The 25,296-nt window shown below is 61.7% G+C and carries 26 protein-coding genes; 18 read left to right on the top strand and 8 right to left on the bottom strand.

Going from position 1 to position 25,296, the window contains the following annotated elements:
* Positions 1–161 precede the first annotated feature (161 nt).
* The 5 genes from BLS48_RS23285 (at position 162) to BLS48_RS23265 (ending at position 4,932) form a co-directional block, all read left to right on the top strand.
* Entirely contained in the window at positions 162–1,214 is a 1,053-nt protein-coding gene (locus tag BLS48_RS23285) for an ABC transporter permease (RefSeq protein ID WP_244529802.1), read from the top strand.
* Positions 1,211–1,996: an ATP-binding cassette domain-containing protein gene (locus tag BLS48_RS23280; protein ID WP_091582705.1), complete on the top strand. Its 786-nt coding sequence runs from the start codon at positions 1,211–1,213 to the stop codon at positions 1,994–1,996. Before BLS48_RS23285 ends, BLS48_RS23280 begins: the two co-directional genes overlap by 4 nt.
* Positions 1,997–2,138: 142 nt before the next feature.
* Positions 2,139–3,005 (top strand): sugar ABC transporter substrate-binding protein, encoded by an 867-nt coding sequence (locus tag BLS48_RS23275; protein WP_425284735.1) that lies wholly within the window; start codon positions 2,139–2,141, stop codon positions 3,003–3,005.
* Between the two features lie 69 nt (positions 3,006–3,074).
* A complete protein-coding gene (locus tag BLS48_RS23270; protein WP_091582878.1) occupies positions 3,075–4,088 on the top strand; it encodes a zinc-binding alcohol dehydrogenase family protein in 1,014 nt (337 codons plus the stop codon).
* Positions 4,089–4,500: 412 nt separating this feature from the next.
* Complete coding sequence (locus BLS48_RS23265) at positions 4,501–4,932, top strand: hypothetical protein (protein WP_091582699.1); 432 nt, start codon at positions 4,501–4,503, stop codon at positions 4,930–4,932.
* Between the two features lie 167 nt (positions 4,933–5,099).
* Here the strand turns inward: BLS48_RS23265 and BLS48_RS23260 are convergent, their stop codons facing one another.
* The 3 genes from BLS48_RS23260 to BLS48_RS23250 all read right to left on the bottom strand — a co-directional run bounded on the left by BLS48_RS23260 (position 5,100) and on the right by BLS48_RS23250 (position 6,925).
* On the bottom strand, positions 5,100–5,267 hold the full coding sequence (locus BLS48_RS23260) for an RraA family protein (protein ID WP_208604662.1): 168 nt from the start codon (positions 5,265–5,267) through the stop codon (positions 5,100–5,102).
* Between the two features lie 124 nt (positions 5,268–5,391).
* Positions 5,392–6,177 carry an SDR family NAD(P)-dependent oxidoreductase gene (locus BLS48_RS23255; protein ID WP_091582696.1) on the bottom strand — a complete coding sequence of 262 codons (786 nt, stop codon included), beginning with the start codon at positions 6,175–6,177 and terminating at the stop codon, positions 5,392–5,394.
* Positions 6,178–6,190: 13 nt separating this feature from the next.
* Complete coding sequence (locus tag BLS48_RS23250) at positions 6,191–6,925, bottom strand: FadR/GntR family transcriptional regulator (protein WP_244529801.1); 735 nt, start codon at positions 6,923–6,925, stop codon at positions 6,191–6,193.
* Positions 6,926–7,118: 193 nt separating this feature from the next.
* Between BLS48_RS23250 and uxuA the strand changes: the two genes are divergently transcribed.
* The gene (uxuA, locus tag BLS48_RS23245; RefSeq protein ID WP_091582693.1) at positions 7,119–8,303 is read left to right on the top strand and encodes a mannonate dehydratase; all 1,185 of its coding nucleotides are present in this window, start codon (positions 7,119–7,121) and stop codon (positions 8,301–8,303) included.
* A 108-nt stretch (positions 8,304–8,411) separates the two neighbouring features.
* On the opposite strand, the gene BLS48_RS23240 is transcribed toward uxuA, so the two are convergent.
* Positions 8,412–9,467 carry an ornithine cyclodeaminase gene (locus BLS48_RS23240; protein WP_091582691.1) on the bottom strand — a complete coding sequence of 352 codons (1,056 nt, stop codon included), beginning with the start codon at positions 9,465–9,467 and terminating at the stop codon, positions 8,412–8,414.
* A gap of 2 nt (positions 9,468–9,469) precedes the next feature.
* Positions 9,470–10,402, bottom strand: a complete 933-nt coding sequence (rocF, locus tag BLS48_RS23235; protein ID WP_091582688.1) for an arginase — start codon at positions 10,400–10,402, stop codon at positions 9,470–9,472.
* Positions 10,403–10,538: 136 nt separating this feature from the next.
* Here rocF and BLS48_RS23230 point away from each other — a divergent pair, with 136 nt between their 5' ends.
* Positions 10,539–10,979: an Lrp/AsnC family transcriptional regulator gene (locus tag BLS48_RS23230; RefSeq protein WP_091582685.1), complete on the top strand. Its 441-nt coding sequence runs from the start codon at positions 10,539–10,541 to the stop codon at positions 10,977–10,979.
* A 94-nt stretch (positions 10,980–11,073) separates the two neighbouring features.
* Here BLS48_RS23230 and dgoD read toward each other — a convergent pair whose 3' ends face one another.
* Positions 11,074–12,222 (bottom strand): galactonate dehydratase, encoded by a 1,149-nt coding sequence (gene dgoD / locus BLS48_RS23225; RefSeq protein WP_091582682.1) that lies wholly within the window; start codon positions 12,220–12,222, stop codon positions 11,074–11,076.
* A 14-nt stretch (positions 12,223–12,236) separates the two neighbouring features.
* Positions 12,237–12,926, bottom strand: a complete 690-nt coding sequence (locus BLS48_RS23220) for a FadR/GntR family transcriptional regulator (protein ID WP_091582875.1) — start codon at positions 12,924–12,926, stop codon at positions 12,237–12,239.
* A gap of 258 nt (positions 12,927–13,184) precedes the next feature.
* Between BLS48_RS23220 and BLS48_RS23215 the strand changes: the two genes are divergently transcribed.
* The 4 genes from BLS48_RS23215 (at position 13,185) to BLS48_RS23200 (ending at position 17,591) form a co-directional block, all read left to right on the top strand.
* Positions 13,185–14,177 (top strand): arabinose ABC transporter substrate-binding protein, encoded by a 993-nt coding sequence (locus BLS48_RS23215; protein ID WP_091582680.1) that lies wholly within the window; start codon positions 13,185–13,187, stop codon positions 14,175–14,177.
* A 70-nt stretch (positions 14,178–14,247) separates the two neighbouring features.
* Positions 14,248–15,759, top strand: a complete 1,512-nt coding sequence (araG, locus tag BLS48_RS23210) for an L-arabinose ABC transporter ATP-binding protein AraG (protein WP_091582677.1) — start codon at positions 14,248–14,250, stop codon at positions 15,757–15,759.
* Between the two features lie 11 nt (positions 15,760–15,770).
* Positions 15,771–16,721: an L-arabinose ABC transporter permease AraH gene (gene araH, locus BLS48_RS23205; protein ID WP_091582675.1), complete on the top strand. Its 951-nt coding sequence runs from the start codon at positions 15,771–15,773 to the stop codon at positions 16,719–16,721.
* A 90-nt stretch (positions 16,722–16,811) separates the two neighbouring features.
* Positions 16,812–17,591, top strand: a complete 780-nt coding sequence (locus tag BLS48_RS23200) for an SDR family oxidoreductase (RefSeq protein ID WP_091582672.1) — start codon at positions 16,812–16,814, stop codon at positions 17,589–17,591.
* Positions 17,592–17,695: 104 nt separating this feature from the next.
* On the opposite strand, the gene BLS48_RS23195 is transcribed toward BLS48_RS23200, so the two are convergent.
* Positions 17,696–18,601, bottom strand: coding sequence for an SMP-30/gluconolactonase/LRE family protein (locus BLS48_RS23195; protein WP_091582670.1), 906 nt, complete (start codon positions 18,599–18,601; stop codon positions 17,696–17,698).
* Between the two features lie 116 nt (positions 18,602–18,717).
* Between BLS48_RS23195 and BLS48_RS23190 the strand changes: the two genes are divergently transcribed.
* From BLS48_RS23190 to BLS48_RS23160, 7 genes are all read left to right on the top strand, one after another.
* Positions 18,718–19,422 carry a FadR/GntR family transcriptional regulator gene (locus BLS48_RS23190; RefSeq protein ID WP_091582873.1) on the top strand — a complete coding sequence of 235 codons (705 nt, stop codon included), beginning with the start codon at positions 18,718–18,720 and terminating at the stop codon, positions 19,420–19,422.
* Positions 19,419–20,621, top strand: a complete 1,203-nt coding sequence (locus BLS48_RS23185; protein WP_091582667.1) for a mandelate racemase/muconate lactonizing enzyme family protein — start codon at positions 19,419–19,421, stop codon at positions 20,619–20,621. Before BLS48_RS23190 ends, BLS48_RS23185 begins: the two co-directional genes overlap by 4 nt.
* A gap of 25 nt (positions 20,622–20,646) precedes the next feature.
* Positions 20,647–21,624, top strand: coding sequence for a sugar ABC transporter substrate-binding protein (locus BLS48_RS23180; RefSeq protein WP_091582664.1), 978 nt, complete (start codon positions 20,647–20,649; stop codon positions 21,622–21,624).
* A gap of 78 nt (positions 21,625–21,702) precedes the next feature.
* Entirely contained in the window at positions 21,703–22,680 is a 978-nt protein-coding gene (locus BLS48_RS23175) for an ABC transporter permease (protein ID WP_091582661.1), read from the top strand.
* 3 nt (positions 22,681–22,683) lie between these two features.
* Positions 22,684–23,415: an ATP-binding cassette domain-containing protein gene (locus BLS48_RS23170; RefSeq protein WP_091582658.1), complete on the top strand. Its 732-nt coding sequence runs from the start codon at positions 22,684–22,686 to the stop codon at positions 23,413–23,415.
* Positions 23,416–23,431: 16 nt separating this feature from the next.
* Entirely contained in the window at positions 23,432–24,187 is a 756-nt protein-coding gene (locus BLS48_RS23165) for an SDR family oxidoreductase (protein ID WP_091582870.1), read from the top strand.
* Positions 24,188–24,203: 16 nt separating this feature from the next.
* The gene (locus BLS48_RS23160) at positions 24,204–25,073 is read left to right on the top strand and encodes an aldose 1-epimerase (RefSeq protein ID WP_091582656.1); all 870 of its coding nucleotides are present in this window, start codon (positions 24,204–24,206) and stop codon (positions 25,071–25,073) included.
* The last annotated feature ends 223 nt before the right edge of the window (positions 25,074–25,296 follow it).

The following is a 25,296-nucleotide window of genomic DNA, read 5'->3' as shown; positions in this document are numbered from 1 at the left end:
CCTTGGGAACAATACCTTGTCCTTTTTAGCATGAACTTTATCCATAAAAAACAACTTGACCCGACGCTGCAGGTTGTTTTTTATCGATAAGAAGAGGACCAGAAATACGACATGAGTTTTTGACGACGCGGCTTGCACAAGCTTCGGCGGGGAGGGGAATTTTGCCTGAAACAGGAAACACCGGCACCACTCTCGGCGACACCGCACTGCCAGCATCGAGGAAGCCGGAAGCCGTGCCCGGCCTTGCGCTTGGTTTGATGCTGCTCAGCGCTGGTCCGGTCGTCATCCTGATGCTGCTGATCGCAGTGCTGAGCTTCCTGTCACCCTATTTCCTGACAGGGCGCAATCTCAGCAACATCCTCGCCCAGACCGCCGTCATCTCGGTTGTCGCAATGGGGCAGCATCTGGTTATCCTGACGCGCGGTATCGATCTCTCCGTCGGCTCGAACGTCGCACTGGCTTCCGTCGTCGGAGCGCTCAGCTTTCATGCCGGCGCTCCCGCCATCGCGGTGATCGCGGTGATGGTTGGTTGCGGTGCGGCGGTGGGCGCCATCAATGGGCTCTTCTATGTCTTCGGCCGCCTGCCGCATCCTTTCATCATCACGCTGGCGACGTTGAGCATCGCCAAGGGATTGGCGCTCCAACTGGCCGACGGGCGCGCCATCCCCGGAATGCCGGACGCCATCGATGCGCTCGGGCGCGAGGCGGTCTGGGGTCTGCCCGGATCGGTTTTCGTCGTGGCGGGTGTTGCCGCGGTCCTTTTCGTCATGGCCAAGACGATGGTGTGGGGGCGCTGGATTTATGCCGTCGGCGGCCGGCCGGACGCCGCCGTGCGCATGGGCATTCCCGTGTCCTGGGTACTGGTTTCGGTCTATGTGATCTCAGGGCTGTGCGCTGGCATTGGCGCGGTCATACTTGCCGGCCGTACCGATGCTGGTTCGCCATTGTTCGGCAATCTGCTCGAACTGGATACGATCGCGGCGGTGATCATCGGCGGCGCCAGCTTTCTTGGCGGCCGTGGCCATCTTGGCCATGCCCTGATCGGCGCCCTCATGATCGGTGTCATCCGCAATGCGCTCAATCTGCTCAACGTCAACGTCTTTTTCCAGCTCATCGTCATCGGCGTGGTCATCGTCATAGCGGTCGAGTCCGATGTGCTGCGCAACTATCTCGAAGGGCGCGTGCGTGTCATGCAGGCCGGGAGGCAGTCATGAGCGCCATTGCGGCTAATGCCGATCACGCTGTCACCGCCGACCATCCGGTGCTGGCTGTCCGCGGTGCCACCAAGCGTTTCGGTTCGGTCCTGGCCCTGGACGATGTCAGCATCGAGGTACGGCGGGGCGAGATCGTTGGCCTGCTCGGCGATAATGGCGCTGGAAAATCGACGCTGACCAAATGCATCAGCGGCGTGCACCAACTCGATGCCGGCGCGATTCTATTGGACGGCGCGCCAACGCAGATACGCTCCCCTGCGGATGCGCGCTTCGCCGGCATCGAGACCGTCTATCAGGACCTGGCGCTGTTCGACAATCTGACGCCGGGACAGAACTTCTTTGCCGGTCGCGAGTTGGCCTGGCCGCAATGGCTTCCGCGCGGGCTGCGATTTCTGCAGCAGCGCAGGATGGACACCGAGACCCGCGTTCTTCTGGCAAATCTCAAGGTCACGTTGCCACGGCTGGATGCCGTCGTCGCCATGATGTCGGGCGGACAAAGACAGGCGATCGCCGTGGCCCGCTCGACTGTGTTTGCCCGCAAGGTCGTGATGCTCGACGAACCAACCGCTGCACTTGGCCTGCGTGAATCGCGCCAGGTGCTCAATCTGGTTGCGGCGCTCCGCGACCAGGGCAACGCCGTCATTCTGATCACCCACAACATGGAGCATGTCGTCGAACTCGCCGATCGCGCCGTGGTGCTTCGCCAGGGCCGCAAGGTCGGCGAACTGGTGCCGACCAAGGACAACAAGCAGGAGCTGGTTTCCATGATCGTTGGAGCCTGATCCGTTCGAAATTTGGGGACCGTACCGGTCCGCAAATGCCTGAAGCGTCTTCCGCCGGAAGACGCCTCAATTCCAAGGGAGGAATGGAATGTCAATAAACAGAAAATTATTCGCTGGGCTCACCATCGCCGTTGCGTTTGCGATGCCGGCTTCGGCCGCCGACAAGATCAAGGTCGGCCTGATTACGAAATTCCCGGTGCCGTTCTACTCGACCATGGAGGATGCCGCCAAGAAATACGCGGCCGCTCATCCCGAGATCGAACTCGTCACCGGCCAGGGCCAGGCGGCTACCGACATCGAGGGCCAGATCGCCCTGATCGAGTCCATGATCACGCAAGGCGTCAAGGGTCTGGCCATCACCCCGGTCGATCCGACCGTCGCACCGGCGCTCGACAAGGCGGTCGCCGCCGGCATCAAGGTCGTTCTCGTCGACAACAGCATTCCTGACTGGAAAGGTCAGACAGCGCTGGTTTCGACCAACAATCTCAACGGCGGCAAGATTGCCGGAGAGTACCTGAAGACCGTGCTCAAGAGCGGCGACAAGATCGGCATCCTGCAAGGCGTTCCGGGAGTGCCGGCTCTGGACGACCGTGTCACCGGCATGATGGAGGGGCTTGGCGACGTCAAGGTCGAAGTCGTCGGCAAGGGCGCAACCAATTGCACGCTCGAACTTGGCACGTCAGTGACCGAAGACATCCTGACCGCCAATCCCGATCTCAAGGCGATCTACTCGGCCTGCGGACCGCCAATCCCGGGAGCCGTCAAGTCGATCAGCAATGCCGGCATCGCCAACGACAAGATCATCCTGGTCGGTTTCGACGCCTGCTGCGGCGAGATCGAAGCGATCAAGTCGGGGGCGGAAGACGCCAGCGTCGCGCAATTTCCGGCAAAAATGGGCGAGCTTGGCATCGACACGGTCGTCAAGGCGATCGGCGGGGAAACCGTCGAAGCCAATGTCGACACCGGCGCCGGACTGGTGACGCTGCAGAACGTCAAAGACTTCGAATAGGCTCCACACCTTGGCCCGGCGGTCATCCCAGCCGCCGGGTTCTTTCTGGAGCATTTCAGGATGGTCCGCATGAAAGCGCTGGTATGCCGAAAGCCCGGCGAATTGATCTTCGAAGATCGCTCGGCACCTGGCCAGCCGGGCCATGGATGGGCGCTGGTCCGCATCAGCCATGTTGGCATCTGTGGCACCGACTACCACATTTTTGAAGGCAAGCATCCCTACCTGGCCTATCCGCGTATCATGGGTCATGAACTCTCTGGCACCGTAACCGCGGTGGGCGAAGGCGTCGCCATCGAGGTCGGTGAACGGGTCGTGGTAAATCCCTATCTTGCCTGCGGCAAATGCATTGCGTGCCGTCACGACAAGCCGAATTGCTGCGTATCAATCGAAGTGTTGGGCGTTCATCGCGACGGCGGCATGTGTGAAGAATTGCTGGTGCCTGCCGCCAACCTTTATCCAGTCGCAGGACTGTCGCTCGTCGATGCGGCAGCTGTCGAGTTCCTGGCGATCGGAGCCCACGCGGTGAGGCGCTCCAAGCTTGCTGCTGGCGTCCGTACGCTGGTCATCGGCGCCGGGCCGATCGGACTGGGCACGGCATTGTTTGCGCGTATTGCAGGCCAGACGGTGACGATCATGGACATGAGCAGGGAACGGCTCGACTTCGCCGAAGGTCAACTCGGATTTCCAGTCATCGATGGTGCTTCGGGGTCACCCGTCGACCTGGTGCGGGAGAGAACCGATGGCGATTGCTTTGACCTCGTTTTCGATGCGACCGGCAGCAAGGCCTCGATACAAGCCGCGTTCGGCTACGTGGCCCATGGCGGCGCCCTGATAATGGTAAGCGTCATCAAGGACGAGATCAGCTTCTCCGACCCCGAATTCCACAAACGCGAGATGATGTTGATCGGCAGCCGCAATGCGCTTCGCATCGACTTTGACCACGTCATGGCGGCAATGCGGGATGGCACCATTCCTGTGGCCAAGCTCATAACGCACCACACGACCCTTCAGAACAGTCCGCATGATATTTCTCGTTGGGCACATCAGAAATCGGGACTTATCAAGGCCGTGATCGCCTTTTAGCCCTCCGAAGGCCGGGCCTCTGCTTGGCGCCACACGTCTGGGATGACGACCTCAATCCGCTTGCTTGGCGTCACGTCTCGAAGAAAGTGAGAAGCTCGAGAAAGGCCCGTGCAGCGCCGTTGACGGGAGCCGACCCTTCACCGCGCAAGTTCGCATTCACCAGCGCAGCGCACATCAGGGTCTGCTCGATTGAAATGTCCAGGGCCTCAGGCCGTCTCTGCTTTGGAGCGCAGGCGTTCTGTCGATGACGCCAAGGCCGATTTTGGACTTGGTGCACTGGCCGACCGGCAGGACCAAGAAGAGTTTTCATCAGGCCGTGGGCTATGCGCGCCTTGCTGCTCTTGTCGAAGCCTCACCGCGCGATAATTCCCTTGAAGGCGTGGGTGCTTCTCCCTCTTGACAGGAGCCGACCATGAAACATCAGACACTCGATCAACTGCATGCGGTCGCCAAGATTGAATCTTCGGCTGCATATTCGGCAATGACACGGAACCAGCGTATCGAGCGCTGGGCTGAACTTCTCGAGCAATATCCCGAGCGATGCCTTGCAGCGTTTGCAGGTACCGAATATTTACCCCTGGAGGAACGTGCGGGCGTGCGTGGGGAAGGATCACCAATCGCTGTTGCCTTCGAAGACCCGGTGCTGCGCGCTGCGGGCCTGAAGGATGACACGTATGGCGAAGCCAAGCGTTTCTTCGAACTGAGCGATTGGCAACTGCACGAGATCGTCTGCGATTGCCATGCCGGTGCTACGATGAAAGCGCGCTGGGCTGCCGCGCGAGTCCGCGCAACAGTTCGAGGGAATGGATTCTTTGCATGGCTGAGGCAAAGGATCATGTACTGAATTGGCCGGCTTGAGGTGAGGATCGTTGCGTGTCTGTGACCGCGATATGATCCCGCTGACCCCGGTTTGCGAAGTGACAGTCGATGCATGCCCTTGCGCTCGCGGCCAATAAGCTCGCGGGCCCTTCAAGCTTATGCCTTGAAGTTCCTGGCTTCCTGTTCGACTTGTCACATCATGCCGAACGTCCCGTAGGCTTCGACCGCGCTCATGCCTTCCCGGATCGCCTTGGCGACCAGCCGTTCACCGCGCACTTTTTCGAGCACCAGCCGAACCACCTCTTCCTCCACTTGCCGTGGAATGACAATGACGCCTTCCTTGTCCGGCGAAAGCCTCATAGTCCAGCGCTCATCGGTGGAGCAGTCGCCCCAGCCTTCCTTTTCGCTGCCGGCGGAAAGAGAAGGGCCGCGGCCGCGAAAATGGTTGGTGAGATGGGCAACGATGTGGGTGGCGCCAGCCTGCCTACTTCACGCCAATGCCGGCGGTCAGGCCGCCATCGATCTTGTAGTCCGCGCCGGTGCAGAATCCGGCTTTCGCCGAACACAGGAAGGCGATGAGTTCCGCCACTTCTTCCGGCTCGCCGATGCGCCCGATCGGATGCGCTTCGCCGAAGCGCTTGTAGGCGGCCTCGACATCGGCATCGCTGCCATTGTCACCGCGCGCGGCCTTCTCCAGGATCGGGGTGCGGATCGAGCCCGGGCTGACGGAATTGACGCGGATGCCGGAGCGCGCATGGTCGAGGGCCAGAGCGCGCGTCAGCGTGTGGATGGCGCCCTTGGTCGTGGCATAGGCGGCGACGTTCTGCTGGCAGGCGAAGCCCTGCACCGAGGCCACGTTGACGATGGCACCGCCGCCTCGGCGGGTCATTTCCGGAATGCCGAAATGCGCGGTCAGGTAGATCGAACCGACATTGACCGACATCGCCTTGTTCCAGGTCTCGAAATCGGTGCTGGTCGCAGTTCCATATGGATGGACCGCCGCCGAATTGACGATGATGTCGAGGCCGCCGAACCGTTCGACGCCGGCCGCCAGCGCGTCGCGAACCTGATCGGGCACGGAGACGTCGGCGCCGATGACCAACGCCCCAGCTCCGGAGCCTTCCAGTTCCGCTTTCATCGCTGCGTTTGCCGCGCGGTCGATGCCGCAGGCGATGATCGCGGCCCCCCCCGACGCAAGGCGTCTGGCGGTTGCCAGTCCGATCCCGGTCGTCCCCGTCACCAATGCCACCTTTCCGTCGAACTCCTTCATTGTGGGAACTCCTTCATTGACGACCGGAAGCCGGCTCTTCCGGCAGGAAACGCAAGGCGAAATCGAGATGGCGGCTCATCAGGTAGGCGTAAGCCAGCCTGTCGCGCGCGCGCAGCGCCGCAATGATCTCGCCATGTGCAGCCCTCGTATCGGCCAGCACCGGACGCATTTCCTTGCCGATGGTCATGATCCGCAGGATCACGGGGGAAAGGAAGGAATACATGTCCGCCAGCATGCGATTGTCCGCCAGACTGATCAGCGCCATGTGGAAATTGAAATCGTTCTCGGCGGCCTCTTCGATCGAGCGGCTCGCAATGATCTCGGCGTTGATTTCGTCGAGTGCTTCGATCTGTTCGTTCGAGGCATGCAGGATGATATGGTCGCCGATGCCGACTTCGATGATGCGCCTGTAGCCCTGTATGTCGGCGAAGGACGAGCGCGAAATATCCATGTGCGCGGCGAAAAAATTCTGGATGGCGATGCTTTGCCCGTTGGCAAGGATGGCGCCGACGCGGGGCTTGGGCTCGATAAGCCCGTAGGTGCGGATGGTGCGCAACGCCTCGCGCACCGTATTGCGGCTGGCGCCGGTGAGTTCGCTGAGCTCTCGCTCGGTCGGCAGCACATCGCCGACATTCAGCTGCCGCACGCGGATGAGATCAAGAATCCGCCCGGCCGTCGTGTCGACCGCGGACCTGCCGCTGATGCGCCGCGCGGCGGCATTCTCGCGCACGGCTTGGGAGGCTTTCAACGTCACGGCTTCCTCTAATTGTTGGACCAGCATATTCTCAGACTTTGGAGAAAACAACCGATTTTGGCCTTTATTTCTGAGACTACGACCAGGATGAACCAAGAATCTCAAGGATTGGTGGTCGAATTTTTGGTTTGACTCTCATCGTGGTCCAACAATAAATTTGCCGACCTCTCGTAGAAGGATAGTCGCAATGGAACAGTGCTGGCGCTGGTATGGACCGGACGATCCGGTGACGCTCGATCATGTCAGGCAGGCAGGTGCGACAGGCGTGGTCTCGGCCTTGCACGATATCTATGACGGGCGCGCCTGGCCACTCGAGAGCATCCTGGAGCGCAAGCGGATCATCGAGGCGGCGGGGCTGACCTGGTCGGTCGTCGAGAGCATTCCCGTCCATAACTCGATCAAGATCGGCTCGGCGGAAAGGCTTCGCTATGTCGGCTGGTACAAGGAAACGATCCGTGCGCTTGCCAAGGCCGGCATCGCGACGATCTGCTACAATTTCATGCCGGTGGTCGACTGGACCCGCACGGATCTGGCCTATCGGCTTCCGACGACCGGTTATGCGCTGCGTTTCGATGCGATCGACTTCGCGGCCTACGACCTGTTTGTGCTGAAGCGCAGGAATGCCGAGGCCGGCTACACTGCCGCCCGTATCGCCGAGGCGGAATCGCGACTGAGGGAACTGAGCGGCGAAAAGATCGACAGGATCGAGCGCAACCTCATCGCCGGCTTGCCGGCGACCGAGCGCAGCTACAACCGTGACAGTTTTCGCGAGGCCTTGGCCGAATACGATTCGATCGGGCCGAAGGAATTGCGTGACAACCTTGCCTGGTTCTTGCGCGAGATCATTCCGGTGGCCGAGCAGGAGGGAGTGCGCATGTGCATCCATCCAGACGACCCGCCATTCTCGCTCTATGGCCTGCCACGCATCGTTTCGACTGCCGAGGACGCGCGGTTCATCCTCAATGCCGTTAACAGCCCGGCCAATGGCCTGACGTTCTGCACCGGCTCCTACGGCACGCGCGCCGACAACGACATTGTCGGCATGGTCAAGGAATTCGCCGACCGCATCCATTTCGTCCACCTGCGCAACATCACTATCGAGGATGACGGCTCGTTCCATGAAGCCGAGCATCTCGAGGGCGGCACCGACATGGCGCATGTCATTCTCGCCTTGATGCGGGAAGAGGCGCGCCGTCGCGGCGAAGGCCGTGCCGACTGGCGCATTCCGATGCGACCAGACCATGGCCATCTGCTCGCCGACGATATCGGCAAGACCAGGATCAATCCCGGCTATTCGCTGATTGGCCGGCTGAAAGGCCTCGCCGAACTGCGCGGCATCATGCGCGCCGTGGAGCGGTTCGGGCTGGCCTAGGGGCGCCAGGCAGACGAGGGGTCGCTGTTTTCGCCTCGTGTCGTGCTCTGTCTACGAAGGCCCCATCTCCAGCGATGTATGTGCCTGAGGGGGGCATCTGTTGGATCCTCATGCGGCAGGCTGCATGGCCGCCCTCAGCAGCATGCCGAACAGGTCGCGAGGCTCGTCGGGGTCAGCGAGCAGATCGAGTTCCTCATAGAGGCCTGTTGCTTGCAGCTGGTCGCGAACATACCGCAGTGCCGAAAAGTCCTCGATCGCGAAGCCGACTGAATCGAACAGTGTGATCTGCTTGGCGTCCCGGCGTCCTTGGGCTTTGGCGGCAATCACTTCCCAGAGCTCGGTCACCGGATGGTTGGAGTCCAGCTGCTGGATCTCGCCCTCGATGCGTGTCTGTGGCGGGAACTCGACGAAAATGTCGGAGCGCAGCAGGATGTCCTTGTGCAACTCGGTCTTGCCGGGACAATCGCCGCCGACGGCGTTGATGTGGACGCCGGAGCCGACCATGTTGTCGGTGAGAATCGTGGCGCACTGCTTGTCGGCGGTAACGGTCGTGATGATCCCGGCACCTTCAACCGCTTCCTGCCCGGTCCCACAGATGGTGATGTCGAACCCCATGCCAGCCAGGTTCCTCGCGCATTTCAGCGAGGCTGACCGGTCGATGTCGTAGAGCCTCAGCCGGTCGATGCCGGTCAGCGCCTTGAAGGCGATAGCCTGGAATTCCGACTGGGCGCCATTGCCGATGATGGCCATGGTGCGCGCGCCGCTCGGCGCCAGATACTTGGCCGCGACAGCGGACGTAGCGGCGGTGCGCAGCGCGGTCAGGATGGTCATTTCGGTGAGCAGCATAGGGTAGCCGCTGCCAACATCGGCGAGCACGCCGAAGGCAGTGACCGTCTGCAAACCCTGGCGCATGTTCTTGGGGTGGCCGTTGACATATTTGAAGCCATAGAGGCGTCCATCGCTTGTCGGCATCAGTTCGATGACGCCGTCGTGGCTGTGCGAGGCGATGCGAGGCGTCTTGTCGAAGAGCTCCCAGCGACGGAAGTCTTCCTCGATATAGTTGGCGAGCTCAGTCAGGAAGCGCTCGACACCGATGGCGATCACCAGCTTCATCATGCGGTCGACGCTGACGAAGGGGACGATGTTCAGTTTTGCCGTGGTCATGATCAAAAGCTCCCGGAATGGCTACGAGTCGGGCGTTCCATGATGCGACGTCCCATCAGGCTCGCCGTCAGGTCGACCATCAGCGTCGCGGTTCGGCCACGCTCGTCCAGAAAAGGGTTCAACTCGACCAGATCCAGGCTGGAAACGAGGCCGCTGTCGGACAGCATCTCCATCACCAGATGCGCCTCACGGAACGTCGCGCCACCGGGAACCGTGGTGCCGACCGCGGGCGCGATCGACGGGTCGAGGAAGTCGACGTCGAGACTGACATGCAGCAGCCCGTCTTCGGCAGATACCCGCGCCAGGAAGGCGCGCAGCAGTGGCGCGATGCCATGCTCGTCGATGGCGCGCATGTCGTGCACGGTGACCCCCGCCTGGTTGAGCGCGCTGCGCTCGGCCGGGTCGACGCTGCGCAGGCCCATGGCGCAGATACGCTTGGGATCGACCACTGCCGGCAGATCCGGGAAATAGCCACTGAAACCCGGCTGGCCGCTGGCATAAGCGAGCGGCACACCGTGCAGATTGCCGCTGGCGGTGGTGTCGAGCGTGTGGAAGTCCGGATGCGCGTCGAGCCACAGCACGAACAGCGGGCGTCCGGCCTCGGCGGCGCGGCGGGCGAGACCCGACAAGGTCCCGGCCGAGATCGAATGATCGCCGCCGAGAAAGATTGGCATGCCGTCCTTGCTGGCCACGTAGGCGGCCTCCGCAATGGCGGATGTCCAGGCCGATACCTCGGGCAGGGCCTTCAGCGCCAAATTGCCATGCACAACGCGCCGCACCGGAATTGCCTGGACGGCGCCCATATCCTCGACAGAGTGGCCGAGGCCGGACAGCACTTCTGCAAGTCCGGCGGTCCTCAGGGCACTCGGCCCCATCTCGCATCCCATTCTGCCAGCGCCGTCCTGCACCGGCGCCCCGACGATTCTGCAACGCATTGTTTTTTCCGCGGCTCAAGTTCGAATGGCCGCGAGGGAACCATGGCGAGCCGGCGATATGAACAGGCACAATTGGCAATTCGAAAAGCCTGCTTTATCATAATGGCATCACAACTGATCAGATTGGTAAGACTCTATGGATGCGCTGGACGAACGGCTCGTGACCTTGCTGCGGCATGACGCGCGTCGCAGCGTGTCGGACCTCGCCGTCGATCTCGGGGTCTCGCGCGCCACGGTCAGGGCGCGTATGGAGCGGCTGGAACGATCTGGCGAGATCATCGGCTACACGGTGGTGCTGCGCGCCGACGCCGTCGATCAGCGCATCCGCGGGATCATGCTGATTGAGATAGAGGGTCATGCCGCCGACCGCGTGGTTCGGGCGCTGGGCGGCTTCCCCGAAGTCTCGACCATCCATACCACCAATGGCCGCTGGGACCTGGTGGTCGAACTCGGGACCGCCTCACTGACGGATTTCGATGCCGTGCTACGGCGCATCCGGCTCATAGCCGGCATAACCGGCAGCGAAACGAGCCTGCTCCTGGCCACGCCGCGCACGACACGGGCACGACTGACCTAGCTGCTGCGAGACGACGAAGACTGACGGCCGACTCCAAAGCCGAACTCGGAGCCTATGGAATGCAATTCGGCTCCGAGCCGGCTCCGCTATGGGATCACCACTCGGCGAAGGAGCCGTCCTTGTGGCGCCAGATCGGGTTACGCCAGCGGTGCCCTTGCTTGGCGCGCTCCTTGACAAAGTCCTCGTCGATCTCGACACCCAGGCCCGGGCCATCGGGAATGGCGACATAGCCATCCTTGTAGCGGAAGACATCCTTGTTGGCGGCATAGTCGAGCAGGTCATTGGCACCGTTGTAGTGGATGCCGAGGCTCTGCTCCTGGATGAAGCAGTTATAACTGACCGCGTCGAGCTGCAGACATGCGGCAAGCGCGATGGGCCCGAGCGGGCAGTGCGGCGCCACGGCCACGTCATAGGCTTCTGCCATCGCCGCGATCTTGCGGCACTCGGTGATGCCGCCAGCATGCGACAGGTCGGGCTGGATGATGTCGACGACGCCTTCCTCGAAAACCGACTTGAAGTCCCAGCGGCTGTAGAGCCGTTCACCGAGCGCAATCGGCGTCGAGCCAAGGGCGGCGATTTCCTTCAACGCCTCGCGGTTTTCGCTGAGCACAGGCTCCTCGATGAACATCAGCCGATAGGGCTCCAGTTCCTTGACCAGGATGCGCGCCATGGGCCGGTGCACTCGGCCGTGGAAGTCGACGGCGATGCCGATGCTGGGGCCGACCGCCTCGCGCACCATGGCGACGCGCTCCACAGCGGCATCGATCTTGTCGTGGCTGTCGACGATCTGCAATTCCTCGGTGCCGTTCATCTTGAGCGCCAGGAAGCCCCGCGCCACCATTTCCTTCGCACCGGCGACGACCTCCGCCGGCCGGTCGCCGCCGATCCAGGAATAAACCTTGATAGAGTCGCGCAGCTTGCCGCCGAGCAGCTCATGCACTGGCACGCCGAGCGCCTTGCCCTTGATGTCCCACAGTGCCTGGTCGATGCCGGCGATGGCGCTCATCAGGATCGGCCCGCCGCGGTAGAAGCCGCCGCGATGCATCACCGTCCAGTGGTCCTCGATCAGGCGAGGGTCCCTGCCGATCAAATAATCGCCAAGCTCCTTGACCGCCGCCTCGACGGTCGGCGCCCTGCCTTCGACAACCGGCTCACCCCAGCCGGTGACGCCGGCATCGGTCTCGATCTTCAGGAACAGCCAGCGCGGCGGCACGATATAGGTGGTGAGCGAGATGATTTTCATGCGGTCTGTGTGTCTCAGTTGTTCTTGAGTTTTTTTGCGCTGACGAGATCGCGTGCCGCGAGGTCGAGAATTCGATTGGCCGCGCCGCGCGCCGCTTGGGCATCGCGCATGCGCAGCGCCTCCACCACCTCGCGGTGCGCCGCCACTGCTTCCATGCGCCGCTCGAGCGAAATAATCGCCGTCGCTTCCAGCGAGAATTTAAGCCCAGTGTCGATCAAATTGCCGATCTGGCGAAAGATCGGGTTATGGCTCGCGGCATAGACGATCTGGTGGAAGGCGATGTCGGAGCGCGAGAACATCGCGAGATCCTCGCCGGCGCTTGCCATGCCTCGCCAGGCCGCTTCGAGATCGGCGATCTCCTGCAGTGTTGCGCGCGTGGCGGCAAGCTCGGCGACCAGCGGCTCGATGGCGCGGCGTGTTTCGAGGATGGCGTCGAAAAGCTTGTCGTCCAGCGCATGCGGTGCGTGCCAGGCCAGCACCTGCGGGTCGATGATATTCCAGTTGTCCTCATTGCAGACGATGGTGCCGACACGCGGCCGTGACAGCACCAGTCCCTTGGCGGCCAGCACCTTCAGGGCTTCGCGGATGACGGTACGGCTGACGCCATACTCGACGCCAAGTTCGTTTTCGGTCGGCAAGGAGGACCCGGCCGGGTAGCGTCCGGAAAAGATGTCCGAAGCAATCGCCTTGGTCACATCGGGCATGACACGCGGGCGACGGATGACCGCTTCGCCCTGTGCCTTCTTCAAGATATCGGTCACCTCGGCCCTCCTCCAAAGGCGGCGAATCCGCTGGTTTCGCACAATCTGTCCGGCCTAACGGATGCAGATCAATTGCGCCAGAGATCACTGACCCGAGCATGTACATTAATTATCATACCAGATCAATTGACGGGTATGATAAAAGCGAATAAACACTCCGGCACCCGGGCTGAGCGCCCGGCCTATCGCTGGGAGGTAATCATGCGACTTTTAAAAACCGCGCTCGTCGCGGGTGCGCTTGCCGTGCTGTCCGTCACGACGATCGCTTCTGCCTATGCTCAGGACACCAAGATCGGTTTCATCGTCAAACAGCCCGAGGAGCCGTGGTTCCAGGACGAATGGAAGTTCGCCGACCAGGCCGCCAAGGAAAAGGGCTTTACCTTGGTCAAGATCGGTGCCGAGGATGGTGAGAAGCTGATGTCGGCGATCGACAATCTCGGCGCCCAGGGCGCCCAGGGTTTCATCGTCTGCACGCCGGACGTGAAGCTTGGCCCCGGCATCGTCGCCAAGGCCGCCGCCAACAAACTCAAGCTGATGACCGTCGACGACCGCCTGGTCGGTGCCGACGGCAAGGCGCTGGAAGAGGTGCCGCATATGGGCATCTCGGCGACCAAGATCGGAGAGGCCGTCGGCCAGGCGATCGTCGATGAAATGAAGGCGCGTGGGTGGAAGGCCGATGAGGTCGGCGCGATCCGCGTCTCCTATGACCAGCTGCCGACAGCGGTCGATCGTGTGGAAGGCGCCATCTCTGTGCTCGAGGCAAACGGCTTCAAGGCCGCGAACATTTTTGATGCCCCGCAGGCCAAGACCGATACGGAAGCCGCGCTCAACGCCGCGACGGTCGTGCTCAACGCCCATGCCGACATCAAGAAGTGGGTCTCCTTCGGCCTCAACGACGAAGCCGTGCTGGGCGCCGTGCGCGCCTCCGAAAGCGTCGGCATTCCGGCGGACAGCATGATCGGCGTTGGCATTGGCGGCGCGGATTCGGCAATCAACGAGTTCAAGAAGCCGACCGCCACCGGTTTTGTTGGCACGGTAATCATCTCGCCGAAGCGCCATGGTTATGAGACGGCGCTCAACATGTACGACTGGGTTGCCAACAACAAGGAACCGGAGAAGCTGATCCTGACCTCCGGCGCGCTGGCCAAGCGCGACGACTACCAAAAGGTCCGGCAGGGCCTCGGCATCGAATAATCCTCCCTGTACAAACAGGCGGCGGCTCATCCCGCCGCCTGTTTGCCATGGCACAAGAAGGATCGGCGCGGTGTCCTTTCTCGAATTCTCCCACATCACCAAGACCTATCCGGGCGTCAAGGCGTTGTCGGACGTTTCGTTCGGCGTCGACAAGGGCGCGGTGCATGGCCTGATGGGCGAGAACGGGGCGGGCAAATCCACCCTGATCAAGATTCTCTCCGGCGACCAGCATGCCGACGAGGGCGAGATCCGCATCGACGGCAAGGTCCAGGCCTATGCCTCGACCAGGGATGCTTTCGACAATGGCGTCATCGTCATCCACCAGGAACTGCAGCTCGTTCCCGAACTCACCATTGCCGAAAACCTCAGCCTCGGCCGTTTTCCAGCCAGCGCCGGCATCATCGCCGGCCGCCGGATGCTGGACGATGTCGGCGCGAAGCTGAAATCGGCCGGCATCGACATCGACATGCGCCGCAAGGTCAAGACGCTGTCCATCGGCGAACGCCAGATGGTCGAGATCGCCAAGGCGATCATGCTCGACGCGCGTGTCATCGCATTGGACGAGCCGACCTCGTCGCTGTCGTCGCGCGAAAGCGAAATCCTGTTTGCTCTGATCGATCGCCTGCGCGGCGAAGGCAAGGTCATCATCTATGTCTCGCATCGGCTCGACGAGGTGTTCCGCCTCTGCGACAGCCTGACCGTGCTGCGCGACGGCAAGCTCGCGGCGCACCACGTCTCGCTGAAAGGTGTCACCCGCGACCAGGTCGTCGCCGAGATGGTCGGCCGCGAAATCTCCGACATCTGGGGTTTTCGTCCGCGTCAGGCCGGAGAGGTTCGCCTGAAAGTCGACAGTGTCTCTGGGGCAAAGCTGAGGGCGCCGGCAAGCTTCGAGTCGAAGGCCGGTGAGATCGTCGGCTTCTTCGGGCTGATCGGCGCCGGGCGTTCGGAACTGATGCGGCTGGTTTTTGGCGCCGACTCGCGATCAAGCGGCACCATCAAGGTCGACGGCAAAATGGTCCGCGCCACCGATCCGCATGACGCGATCCGGGCCGGCATCGTGCTGTGCTCGGAAGACCGCAAGCATGACGGCATCATCCAGGGCCGTTCGATCGAGGAGAACATCAACATCTCGTCGCGGCGCCATCACGCGCGCTTCGGTGTGCTGAATCGCGCCAGCGAGATCGCGACCGCCGAGACCTTCATCAAGAAGCTCAAGGTGCGCACCCCCTCACGCAGGCAGGACATCATAAACCTCTCCGGCGGCAACCAGCAGAAGGTCATTCTCGGCCGCTGGCTGTCGGAACAGGGCGTGCGGGTTCTCATCGTCGACGAGCCGACGCGCGGCATCGATGTCGGCGCCAAATCGGAAATCTACGAACTGCTCTACCAGCTTGCCGAGGATGGCATGGCGATCGTCGTCGTCTCGTCCGAACTGCCGGAGGTGATGGGCATCTGCGACCGCATCCTGGTGATGTGCGGCGGGCGCATCAGCGCCGAACTCGTGCGTGACCAGTTCGCCGAAAAGGCGATCCTGGCCGCCGCTCTTCCCGACACGAAAACCCCCGACGCGATCGCATCCTGAGGACTTCTGCCATGACCGACCAGTTGAAGAAAATCCTGCTCGGCGAACAGGGGCTCGTCGTCATCTTCCTCGTCGCCTTCGCGCTGGTGTCGGCTCTGGTGCCGAACTTCCTCACCGACCGCAACATGCTTGGCCTTTTGCAGTCGGTGGTCACCGTCGGCATCGTCGCCTGCACCATGATGTTCTGCCTTGCCGCGCGCGACTTCGACCTCTCTGTCGGCTCGATCGTCGCTTTTGCCGGCATGGTCGCGGTGATGGCATCGAACGCCACCGGCTCGATCCTGCTTGGGCTTCTCGCGGCAATCGCCTGCGGCGCCTTCGTCGGCTTCATCAACGGCGTCGTCATCGCCAAATTCCGCATCAACGCGCTGATCACGACATTGGCCACCATGCAGATCGTGCGCGGCCTGGCGCTGATCGCGTCGGACGGCCGCGCAGTCGGCATCAACAGCCCGGATTTCTACCAGCTGGCGCTGTCGAAATTGCTCGGCATACCAACGCCGATCTGGGTGCTGGCCCTTCTGTTCGGGGTATTCGGCTTCGTCTTGAACCGCACAGTCTTCGGCAAGAACACGCTGGCCATCGGCGGCAATCCGGAGGCCTCGCGGCTTGCCGGTGTCAATGTCGACAGGACGCGCATCTGGATCTTCACGCTGCAGGGCGTCGTCTGCGGTATCGCCGGCATCCTGCTCGCGTCGCGCATCACTTCCGGCCAGCCCAATGCAGCGGTCGGGCTCGAGCTCTCCGTCATCTCGGCCTGCGTGCTCGGCGGCGTCTCGCTCGCCGGTGGCCGCGCCACGATGTCGGGCGTCATCGTCGGCGTGCTGATCATGGGCATTGCCGAAAACGCCATGAACCTGCTCAACATCCCGGCCTTCTACCAGTACATCGTGCGCGGCGTGATCCTGCTGCTCGCCGTGCTGCTCGACAATCTGCGCTCATCGGCACTAGGGCGGCGTTGAGAAAGGGGCAGGGCATGTCGGCCTGCAGCCGCGCTATAAACGGCGCACGGTGCAAGATGCGAATGACCGTCTTCGACTGGAGGGAGAACCATGACTGAGCGCCTGTCCGGCAAACGCATCTTCCTGACGGGCGCGGCGCAAGGCATCGGGCTGGCCCTTGCCGAGGCCTGCCTTGCCGAAGGTGCAAAGCTGTTCCTGGTCGACCAGGACGGTGCGTTGCTGGACAAGACCGTCGACGGCCTTGACGCGCCGCAGGGCCATGTCGGGCATGTTGCGGCCGACATCAGCGACGCCGTTGCTATTGCCGCTGCCGTCGGACGGGCAGCCGCCGAAATCGGCCCGATCAACGCGCTGATCAACAACGCCGGGATGAATGTGTTCTCGACGCCGCTCGATGCGACCGAGGAGCTGTGGAACCGCAATTTCGACGTCAACGTCAAGGGTGCCTGGAACTGCAGCAAGGCGGTGTTGCCGGGCATGATCGCAAGCGGCGGCGGCGCCATCCTCAACATCGCCTCGACGCACAGCTTCACCGTCATCCCGCACACATTCCCCTATCCAGTCGCCAAGCACGCGCTGCTCGGCCTGACCAAGTCGCTGGCGCTCGAATATGCGGGGCAGGGCGTGCGCGTGAATGCGCTGGCGCCCGGCTATGTCGAGACGCAGAAGGTCATCGACTATTGGAACAGCTTTGCCGATCCGGCCGAGGCGCGTGCCAAGACGATGGCGCTGCATCCCGGTGGCCGCATCGCCTCGACGCGCGAGATCGCCTTGGCCGCGGTATTCATGATTTCCGACGAGAGCCCGTTCATGAACGCGGCCTGTCTCGTTGTCGATGGTGGGCTCAGCCAGTTGCAGCACCCTGCTTGATTGCAGTCGAGCAACACACAATGGCCTGACGATCTCGCAACATCGCTCCCTCCCAGGGCCGCAATTGGTAAGGTCCACTGATGGCGCGTCGATCCACGGACATCTCATCCAAATCGGTTGGTCGGCGTGCCTCGGGCGCCTGTCCGAACCGCGAACAATCCGCCCTCGTGCGGGTTTGCCTGCAAGTGTCCAACGGTCATGGTAAATCGCGCCGACGTGACGAAGAGAGTATCGAGGTTCTCGCCACCAAATGCGCAACTCGTTGGCCAGCTGCAGGGCAGTTCCACGACTTTGTCGAGAACGCCATCGGGAGAAATGCGGACGAGGCAGCCGCCGCCCGCAACGCGACAATTCCAGACATAGCCCTCCGCATCCATGCACGACCCATCTGGCAGACCGCGCGGAAAACCTGAGAAGAAAGGGCGCCTGTCGGTTATTCGCGATTGCACCCTATCCCAGCGATAGCGGAAGATCTGGTTCTTCGTCGTGTCCGCCGTGACGAAGATGTCATCCGCCGTCCAGACCATCGTGTTGGTGATACCGAAACGATCGGTGCTGAGCGCCTCCACGATGCCTGTCGTGTCGACGCGATAGATCCGCCCCGCATCTCGCGAAATATCGAGGGGAAGATCGTCCGGGCCGATATTGTTTTCCATGGTCCCGACCCAGAATGAGCCGTCCGGGGCGACCACGCCCTCGTTCAACCGGGTGTTCGGGCTATCCGGTTCGATCTTCGCGATCATCCTGAAGGTTTCCCCGAAATCCCACAGCGCCACGTCCTTTTGCAGCCCGACGATTGCGCCGCCGTCATTGCACAGGCCGATCGAGGTTACGAGGTCCGGTGCTTGCCAGCTCTGGTGATCGAGAGTGTCCGGATCAAGCAGGTGGATACGCCGCCCGATGATGTCCACCCAGATCAGTGTTTTCCTGTTTTCGTCCCAGATCAGGCTCTCCCCGACGATATCCCGGGCATCGAACACCAAAATTGCCTGCGTCTCTTCGCGATCCATTCGCTCCCCGTTCGTGCCCTTGGTGGCTTCGCTTGACAGACAACATTTCACAAAGATATATGCATTTCAAGAAAACATATCATACAGGTTTGGGGCAAGTGGTGAGCGATCGCAACATGACGCAAGAGGAGACCAATCCCGGCCTGGTAAGCGCCGCCATTCAGGCCATCACTCAACATATTCGCGTCGAGGGACTTGGCCCTGGCGACCTTTTGCCAAGCGAAGCCGATATGACCCGCAAGCTCAGCGTCTCGCGGACTGTGGTGCGGGAGGCGTTTCGGTCGCTGTCGGCGATGCGCCTGATCGATATGAGCGCCGGTCGGCGCGCCAGCGTCGCCAAGCTCGACATTGGTGCCATGTCGATGGTGATCGAGCACGGCGTCACCACCGAACAGATCAGCGTCCACCAGGTTTATGATGTGCGCCGCACCATCGAAATGCGCACAGTGGCGCTCGCCGCACTCCGTCGGACCGACGCGGAGGCGGCAGAAATAGAAAAATACGCGCGGCTGATGCGTGAGAACTGTCGCTCGCCCGAGATCGTCATGGAGCACGACATCGCATTCCATGAGGCGATCGCGCAGGCCTCCCACAACCCGGTGTTCTCGTTGATCATCAATGCCTTCAGCGGTGTCACGCGACGCACCTGGGTGATCGGCTGGCGCACGCGTGCCACCGAGGAAGAGCAGATCAAGATGATCGAGGGTCACGGAGATATTGCTCGGGCGATCATCGCGGGGAATCCGCAGCTTGCCGCCGAACATATGGCCGCGCATTTCGACAAGAGCGTCAAGGCGCTGATCGATGCGGGGATCGCATGAAAATCCGCTCGATCGAGACCATTCGCATCGAAGAGCGGCCCAATCTGCTCTGGGTCGAGGTGCATACCGACGAAGGCATCACAGGCCTTGGCGAGACCTTCTTCATGGCGCGCACGGTCGCGGAATACCTACACGAATATGTTGCGCCACGCGTAATCGGCCGCGATCCTCTGCAGATCGATCTGCTTTCCGCGGATCTGGTTGGCTATCTCGGTTTCCGCTCAAGCGGCGCCGAGGTTCGCGGCAATTCCGCTTTCGACATCGCGCTCTGGGATATTTTCGGCAAGGCGACAAACCAGCCGATCGCGCAGCTTCTTGGAGGCTTTTCGCGACAGTCAATCCGTACCTACAACACTTGCGCCGGCACCGAATATATCAAGGACGGCAAGGGACAGACCACCGCGAACTATGGTCTCGGCGCAAGGCAGGGTTATGACGATCTGAACGGGTTCCTTCATCGCGCCGATGAATTGGCGGCGGAGCTCCTTGAAGACGGTATCACGGCCATGAAGATATGGCCCTTCGACCATGCCGCCGAGAAAAGCAGGGGGCAGGATATTGCCGCCGCCGACCTCAAAGCCGCGTTGCAGCCTTTCGAGAAGATCCGCAGGGCCGTCGGCGAAAGGATCGACATCATGGTCGAGTTCCATTCGATGTGGCAGCTCCTGCCCGCTATCAAGATCGCCAAGGCGCTCCGACCCTATGGCACATATTGGCACGAGGATCCGATCCGCATGGACAGCCTCGCCGATCTCAAGCGTTATGAGGCCGCGAGCCCAGCGCCGATCTCGGCGTCGGAAACTCTAGGCAGTCGCTGGGCTTTCCGGGATCTGCTGGAGACTGGTGCTGCAGGCATTGTGATGCTGGACATTTCCTGGTGCGGCGGACTTTCGGAAGCACGCAAGATCGCAGCGATGGCGGAGGCCTGGCACTTGCCAGTCGCCCCGCACGACTGCACCGGGCCAGTGGTTCTGGCGGCCTCCACGCATTTGTCCCTCAACGCGCCCAACGCACTCGTACAGGAGAGTGTGAGGGCATTCTACCGGACCTGGTATCGCGACCTTGTGACCGCGCTGCCGGAAGTCAAGGACGGCATGATCACCGTGCCACCCGGCCCCGGCCTCGGGCTGGAACTCAATCCCGACCTCGGTCGGGCCTACACCGTCCATCGCCGCGTCTCCGACAAGGCAGACATCTGAAGAACACTCAACGGGAGGAATAGTAATGAAACGACTGACTCCAACGCTTTTGCTCGCCACGACGCTGTTTGCCGCGCCTTCGATCGCCAGCGCCGACGGGCTCAATATCGTCTTTACGCACCATTCATCGGCCTCGAACACCTTCTGGCAGGCGGTGAAGAAGGGCTTTGACGATGCCTGCGGCAAGGTCGAGGCCAAGTGCAACATGATTTTCACGCAGACCGAAGGTTCGGTCGAGCAGCAACTCGCCAACATGCGCGCAGCACTTGCCGCCAAGCCGGATGCCTTGCTCACTTCGATCGTCGACAACAAGGCGTTCGACGACGTCATCAAGGAGGCGCGAGACGCCGGTGTCTTGGTAATTGCCGTCAATGTCGATGACACCGAAGGCGCCAAGGGCAATGCCCGGCAGGCCTTCATCGGGCAAGGTTTCGTGCCTGCGGGCTATTCGCTCGGCAAGGCGATTTCCGAGAGCTTCCCGAAAGAAGGGCCAATCAAGGTTCTGGTCGGCATTTCCGCACCAGGCCAGAACTGGTCGGAAAGTCGCGGCGCAGGCGTGATGAAGTTCCTTGAAGAGTACAAGGCGGCCCATCCCGACCGCCAGGTCTCATGGGAGCGGATCGACAGCGGAACGGACCTTGCGGTCACATCCGATCGTGTCGGCGCCTATCTCAACGCGCATCCCGACACCACCGCCTATTTCGACACCGGCTTCTGGTGCGCTGGCGTTGCGCGGTCCCTGCAGGATCGCGGTGTCGCGCCCGGCAAGGTCCTCCTTGGCGGCTTCGATCTGGTGCCGGAAGTCCTGCAGCAGATGCAGAAGGGCTATGTGCAGGCCCTGGTGGACCAGCAGCCCTACATGCAGGGCTTCATGCCAGTGATGGAGGCCTACCTGAACAAGAAGGTAGGTCTGGCACCCTCCGACATCGATACGGGCCAGGGCATCGTGCGCCCGGACCAGGCCGACGCGATCATGACGCTTTCCGCGCAAGGTCTGCGTTAGGCCTGCACGCGCACTGCGTTCACCCGGCGGCGCTCGCGCCGCCGGGTAGTCCCTCGCCTCGAATTCCTGGAGCCTGCCTTGAAACGCCTCTTCAAGACCTATCTGGAAAAGCCGGAACTGGCGGGACTGATCCTGCTTGTGCTTCTGGTGGTGATTTTCGAGATTCGCTCCGATGGCGTGTTCCTCAACCAGGACAACCTTCGTGGCATACTCGGCATTCTGCCCGAAACGGGCCTCGTCGCCATCGGTGTCACGATCTTGATGATTAGCGGCGAGTTCGACCTGTCGGTTGGATCGGTGTTTGCGCTGATGCCGATGTCCATGGCCGTCCTCATGGTCGAGGGGGTCCCTTTCCCTCTTGCCTTGCTGGCCGGCCTGGTCGTCTGCGCGGTGATCGGATTCATCAATGGCTACGTCACGATCTGGTTCGAAATCCCAAGCTTCATCACCACGCTCGGCATGCTGTTCATCGCCCGATCGCTGACGATCGTCGTCTCGGGCGGGTTTCCGCCCCTGCTTCCCGTCGATCTACCGAACTGGCTGTTCACCTCGTTTGTCGGTCCCGGCCACATGTTCCGCATGTCGTTCCTGTGGTTTGTCGGAATTGCCGTGCTGACTTCGCTGATGCTTTCCCGGACCAATTTCGGCAACTGGGTAAAGGCCACCGGCGGCTTCCATCCGGCTGCCGCCTCGATGGGCATCCCGACCGCCAGGGTGAAACTCGCATGCTTCATGCTTTGCTCGATGCTGTCCGGTTTCGCCGGCATGTTGCAAGTGCTGAGACTAGGCTCTCCTTTGCCATCCATCGGCGAGGGTCTGGAACTCCAGGCAGTCGCCTCGGCTGTCATCGGCGGTGTTTCGCTCGCGGGTGGCATCGGTACGGTCGCGGGCGGTATCATCGGCACGATCCTCATCCGCATCATCGACAACGGGCTTGTGCTCTCCGCCGTTGACGCGAACTGGTTCAAATTTGCGATCGGCTTCCTGACAATCTTCGCCGTCGTCGCCAACGCCTGGATGCGCAAGCGCGCCAAGGCGATCAAGATGGAGGGCTGAGGCATGGACGACGCAATCATCTCCGTCCGCAATCTTCACAAATGGTACTCCGGCGTCCATGCGCTGAAGGGTGTGAGCCTGAACTTCAAGCGGGGCGAGGCACTCGGGCTGATTGGCGACAACGGTGCCGGCAAGTCGACGCTCATCAACATTCTGTCTGGGGTCCATACAGCCGATGAGGGCGAGATCCTGGTCGATGGCAAGCCGGTGCGGATCGCCAGGCCGCGCGATGCGATGAACCTTGGTATCGAGACCATCTACCAATACAATTCCATGGTTCCCACCATGTCGATTGCCAGGAACCTGTTTATCGGCCGGGAACCCACGCGGTTTTCCGTATTCGGCGTGGGCATCCTCGATCAGAAGAAGATGGGCAGCGAAAGCATCAAGGCGATCGCCAATGTTGATCTGCATCTGCGCTCGCCCGATGCGCTGGTTGGTGAACTGTCGGGGGGCCAACGGCAGGGCGTCGCCATCGCGCGCGCCATGCACTTCAAGTCGAAGGTGATGATTCTCGACGAGCCGACCAACCATCTGTCGGTCAAGGAAACGCAGAAGGTGATAGGCTTTGTTCGTGGCCTGAAGGAGCAGGGTGTCACTGGTGTTTTCATCAGCCACAACATGCACCACGTTTTTGACTGCTGTGATCGTGTCGTCGCGATGGCGCGCGGCGAGATCGTGCTCGATAAGCGCATCGAGGAAACCTCAATCGACGAAGTCCACAACGTGCTTTGAGAAGCGGGGAATGGTGATGACGAACCTTTCCGGCAAAGTTGCGCTCCTGACGGGCGGTCTGGGTTCACTCGGCCGTGCGCAGGTTGCCGCACTTGCTCGGGCCGGTGCTCGCGTGCTTTTGCTTGACCGCCCTGAGAATGTCGAAGGACCCAGGATCGCAGCTGAATTGGCGGCGGCAAACAAGGGTGCGGTCGCCTATATCGGTTGCGACTTGAACCAGCTGGCCGAAGCCGAAGCGGCGGTCAAGGCGCTCGCCGACGAAGAAGGCGCGATCGATATTTTGATCAACAACGCGGCGCTTATCATCAACCGTCCGTTCGAGGAATTTTCGCTCGCCGAATATGAGGATCAGATCCGCGTGAACTCCTCGGCTGCCTTCGCGCTGGCGCGCGCCTGCGCTCCTGGCATGAAGAAGAAGGGCCACGGGAGGATTGTCAATTTTTGTTCGGTGACGCTGAACGGTCGCTGGGAGGGTTACGTGCCTTATGTCGCCTCGAAGGGCGCCATGCTGGGTCTCACGAAGTCGCTGGCGCGGGAATTGGGACCGCACGGCATTACCGTGAACGCCGTATCGCCGGGTGCCGTCGTATCCGAGGCGGAAGTGCGCGTTTTCGGAGAACGGCTCAAGGAATACAACGACTGGATTCTGACCAACCAGAGCTTGAAGCGTCGCATCGAGCCGCAGCATGTCGCCGATCTCGTGCTGTTCCTTGTCTCCGCAGCCTCGGACATGATCAGCGGCCAGAACATCAGCGTCGATGGTGGCTGGTAGCCGTGGCGTTCCGTCGATGACAAACAATGATGCGGTCGAGCTTGCCGACGGGCGCGCAAGCCTGGTGGTGAGCCCTCGCGAGGGCGCCGCCATCCTGCGCTACGATGCACTTCGACCCGGCCGGGCGCCCACGCCTCTCATCAAGCCATCGACGGGCCTGCTGAAGTTCGGGTCTCAACTGCTGGTTCCATGGTCGAACCGTATTTCCGGCGGGGGCTTCGAGTTCGAAGGGCGCTTCCATGCTATAGAACCCAATGTCGAAGGCGAGCCGTTCCCGCTCCATGGCGACGGTTTTCAAAGACCGTGGCGGCTGACGCGACGAAGCGGTACTGAAATGGAGCTGGTTTTGGCAAACGGGGCAATCGGGCCCTATCGCTACCATGCAAGCGTCCGCTACGCGCTGGAGGACGGCGCGCTGGCTGCGGTGCTGACCGTCGAGAACCGGGCCGCCATCTGCCTGCCCTACGGGCTAGGCTTCCATCCGTGGTTTCCGCGCAGCCCGCACACCTTGCTCCAGGCATCGGCGAGAAGGGTCTGGCTGGAGGACGAACGCCACCTGCCGACGGCGGTTGTGTCGCTCACCTCCCGCGCGGACTGGGATTTTTCGCAAGCAGCGCTCCTTCCCGACACCTGGGTCAACAACGCATTCGAAGGCTGGGACGGCCGCGCCTCGATCACCCAGCCGGATGATGCTGTCACTGTCACGGTCGACACATCGTCGACGCTGAACGTCTTCGTTCTCTATTCGCCAGCGCGAGATGCCGGTTTCTTTTGTTTCGAACCTGTCTCGCACACGGTGGACGCACATCACACCGGCGGCCTGGACCCACTCGAGCCGGGTGGATCGATAACCGCGCATATGCGTCTGGGTTGGGGTGAGCTGTAGCATCGGTCGGCAAGCGCGATGCGCTTTTCGACGCTATCAACCGGGTGCAGTTGTCACCAGACTGCCCGCACCGGACCTACGGTGTCAGCCATCCGATGCGCGAATTGGCGAAGGCAATACTGATCTGACGCGAGGATGAGGATGCGGGCGAGGCGCTGCGGTCTTGCCCCGCGTTCCCCAAGCACTGCCTGGCCGTCCAGATCGCCGACAAATCCCGTTGATT

Source organism: Mesorhizobium qingshengii, from assembly GCF_900103325.1.
GTDB lineage: Bacteria > Pseudomonadota > Alphaproteobacteria > Rhizobiales > Rhizobiaceae > Mesorhizobium > Mesorhizobium qingshengii.
The sequence above is the reverse complement of the archived record's forward strand: the minus strand, read 5'-3'. Positions and strand labels throughout refer to the sequence as shown.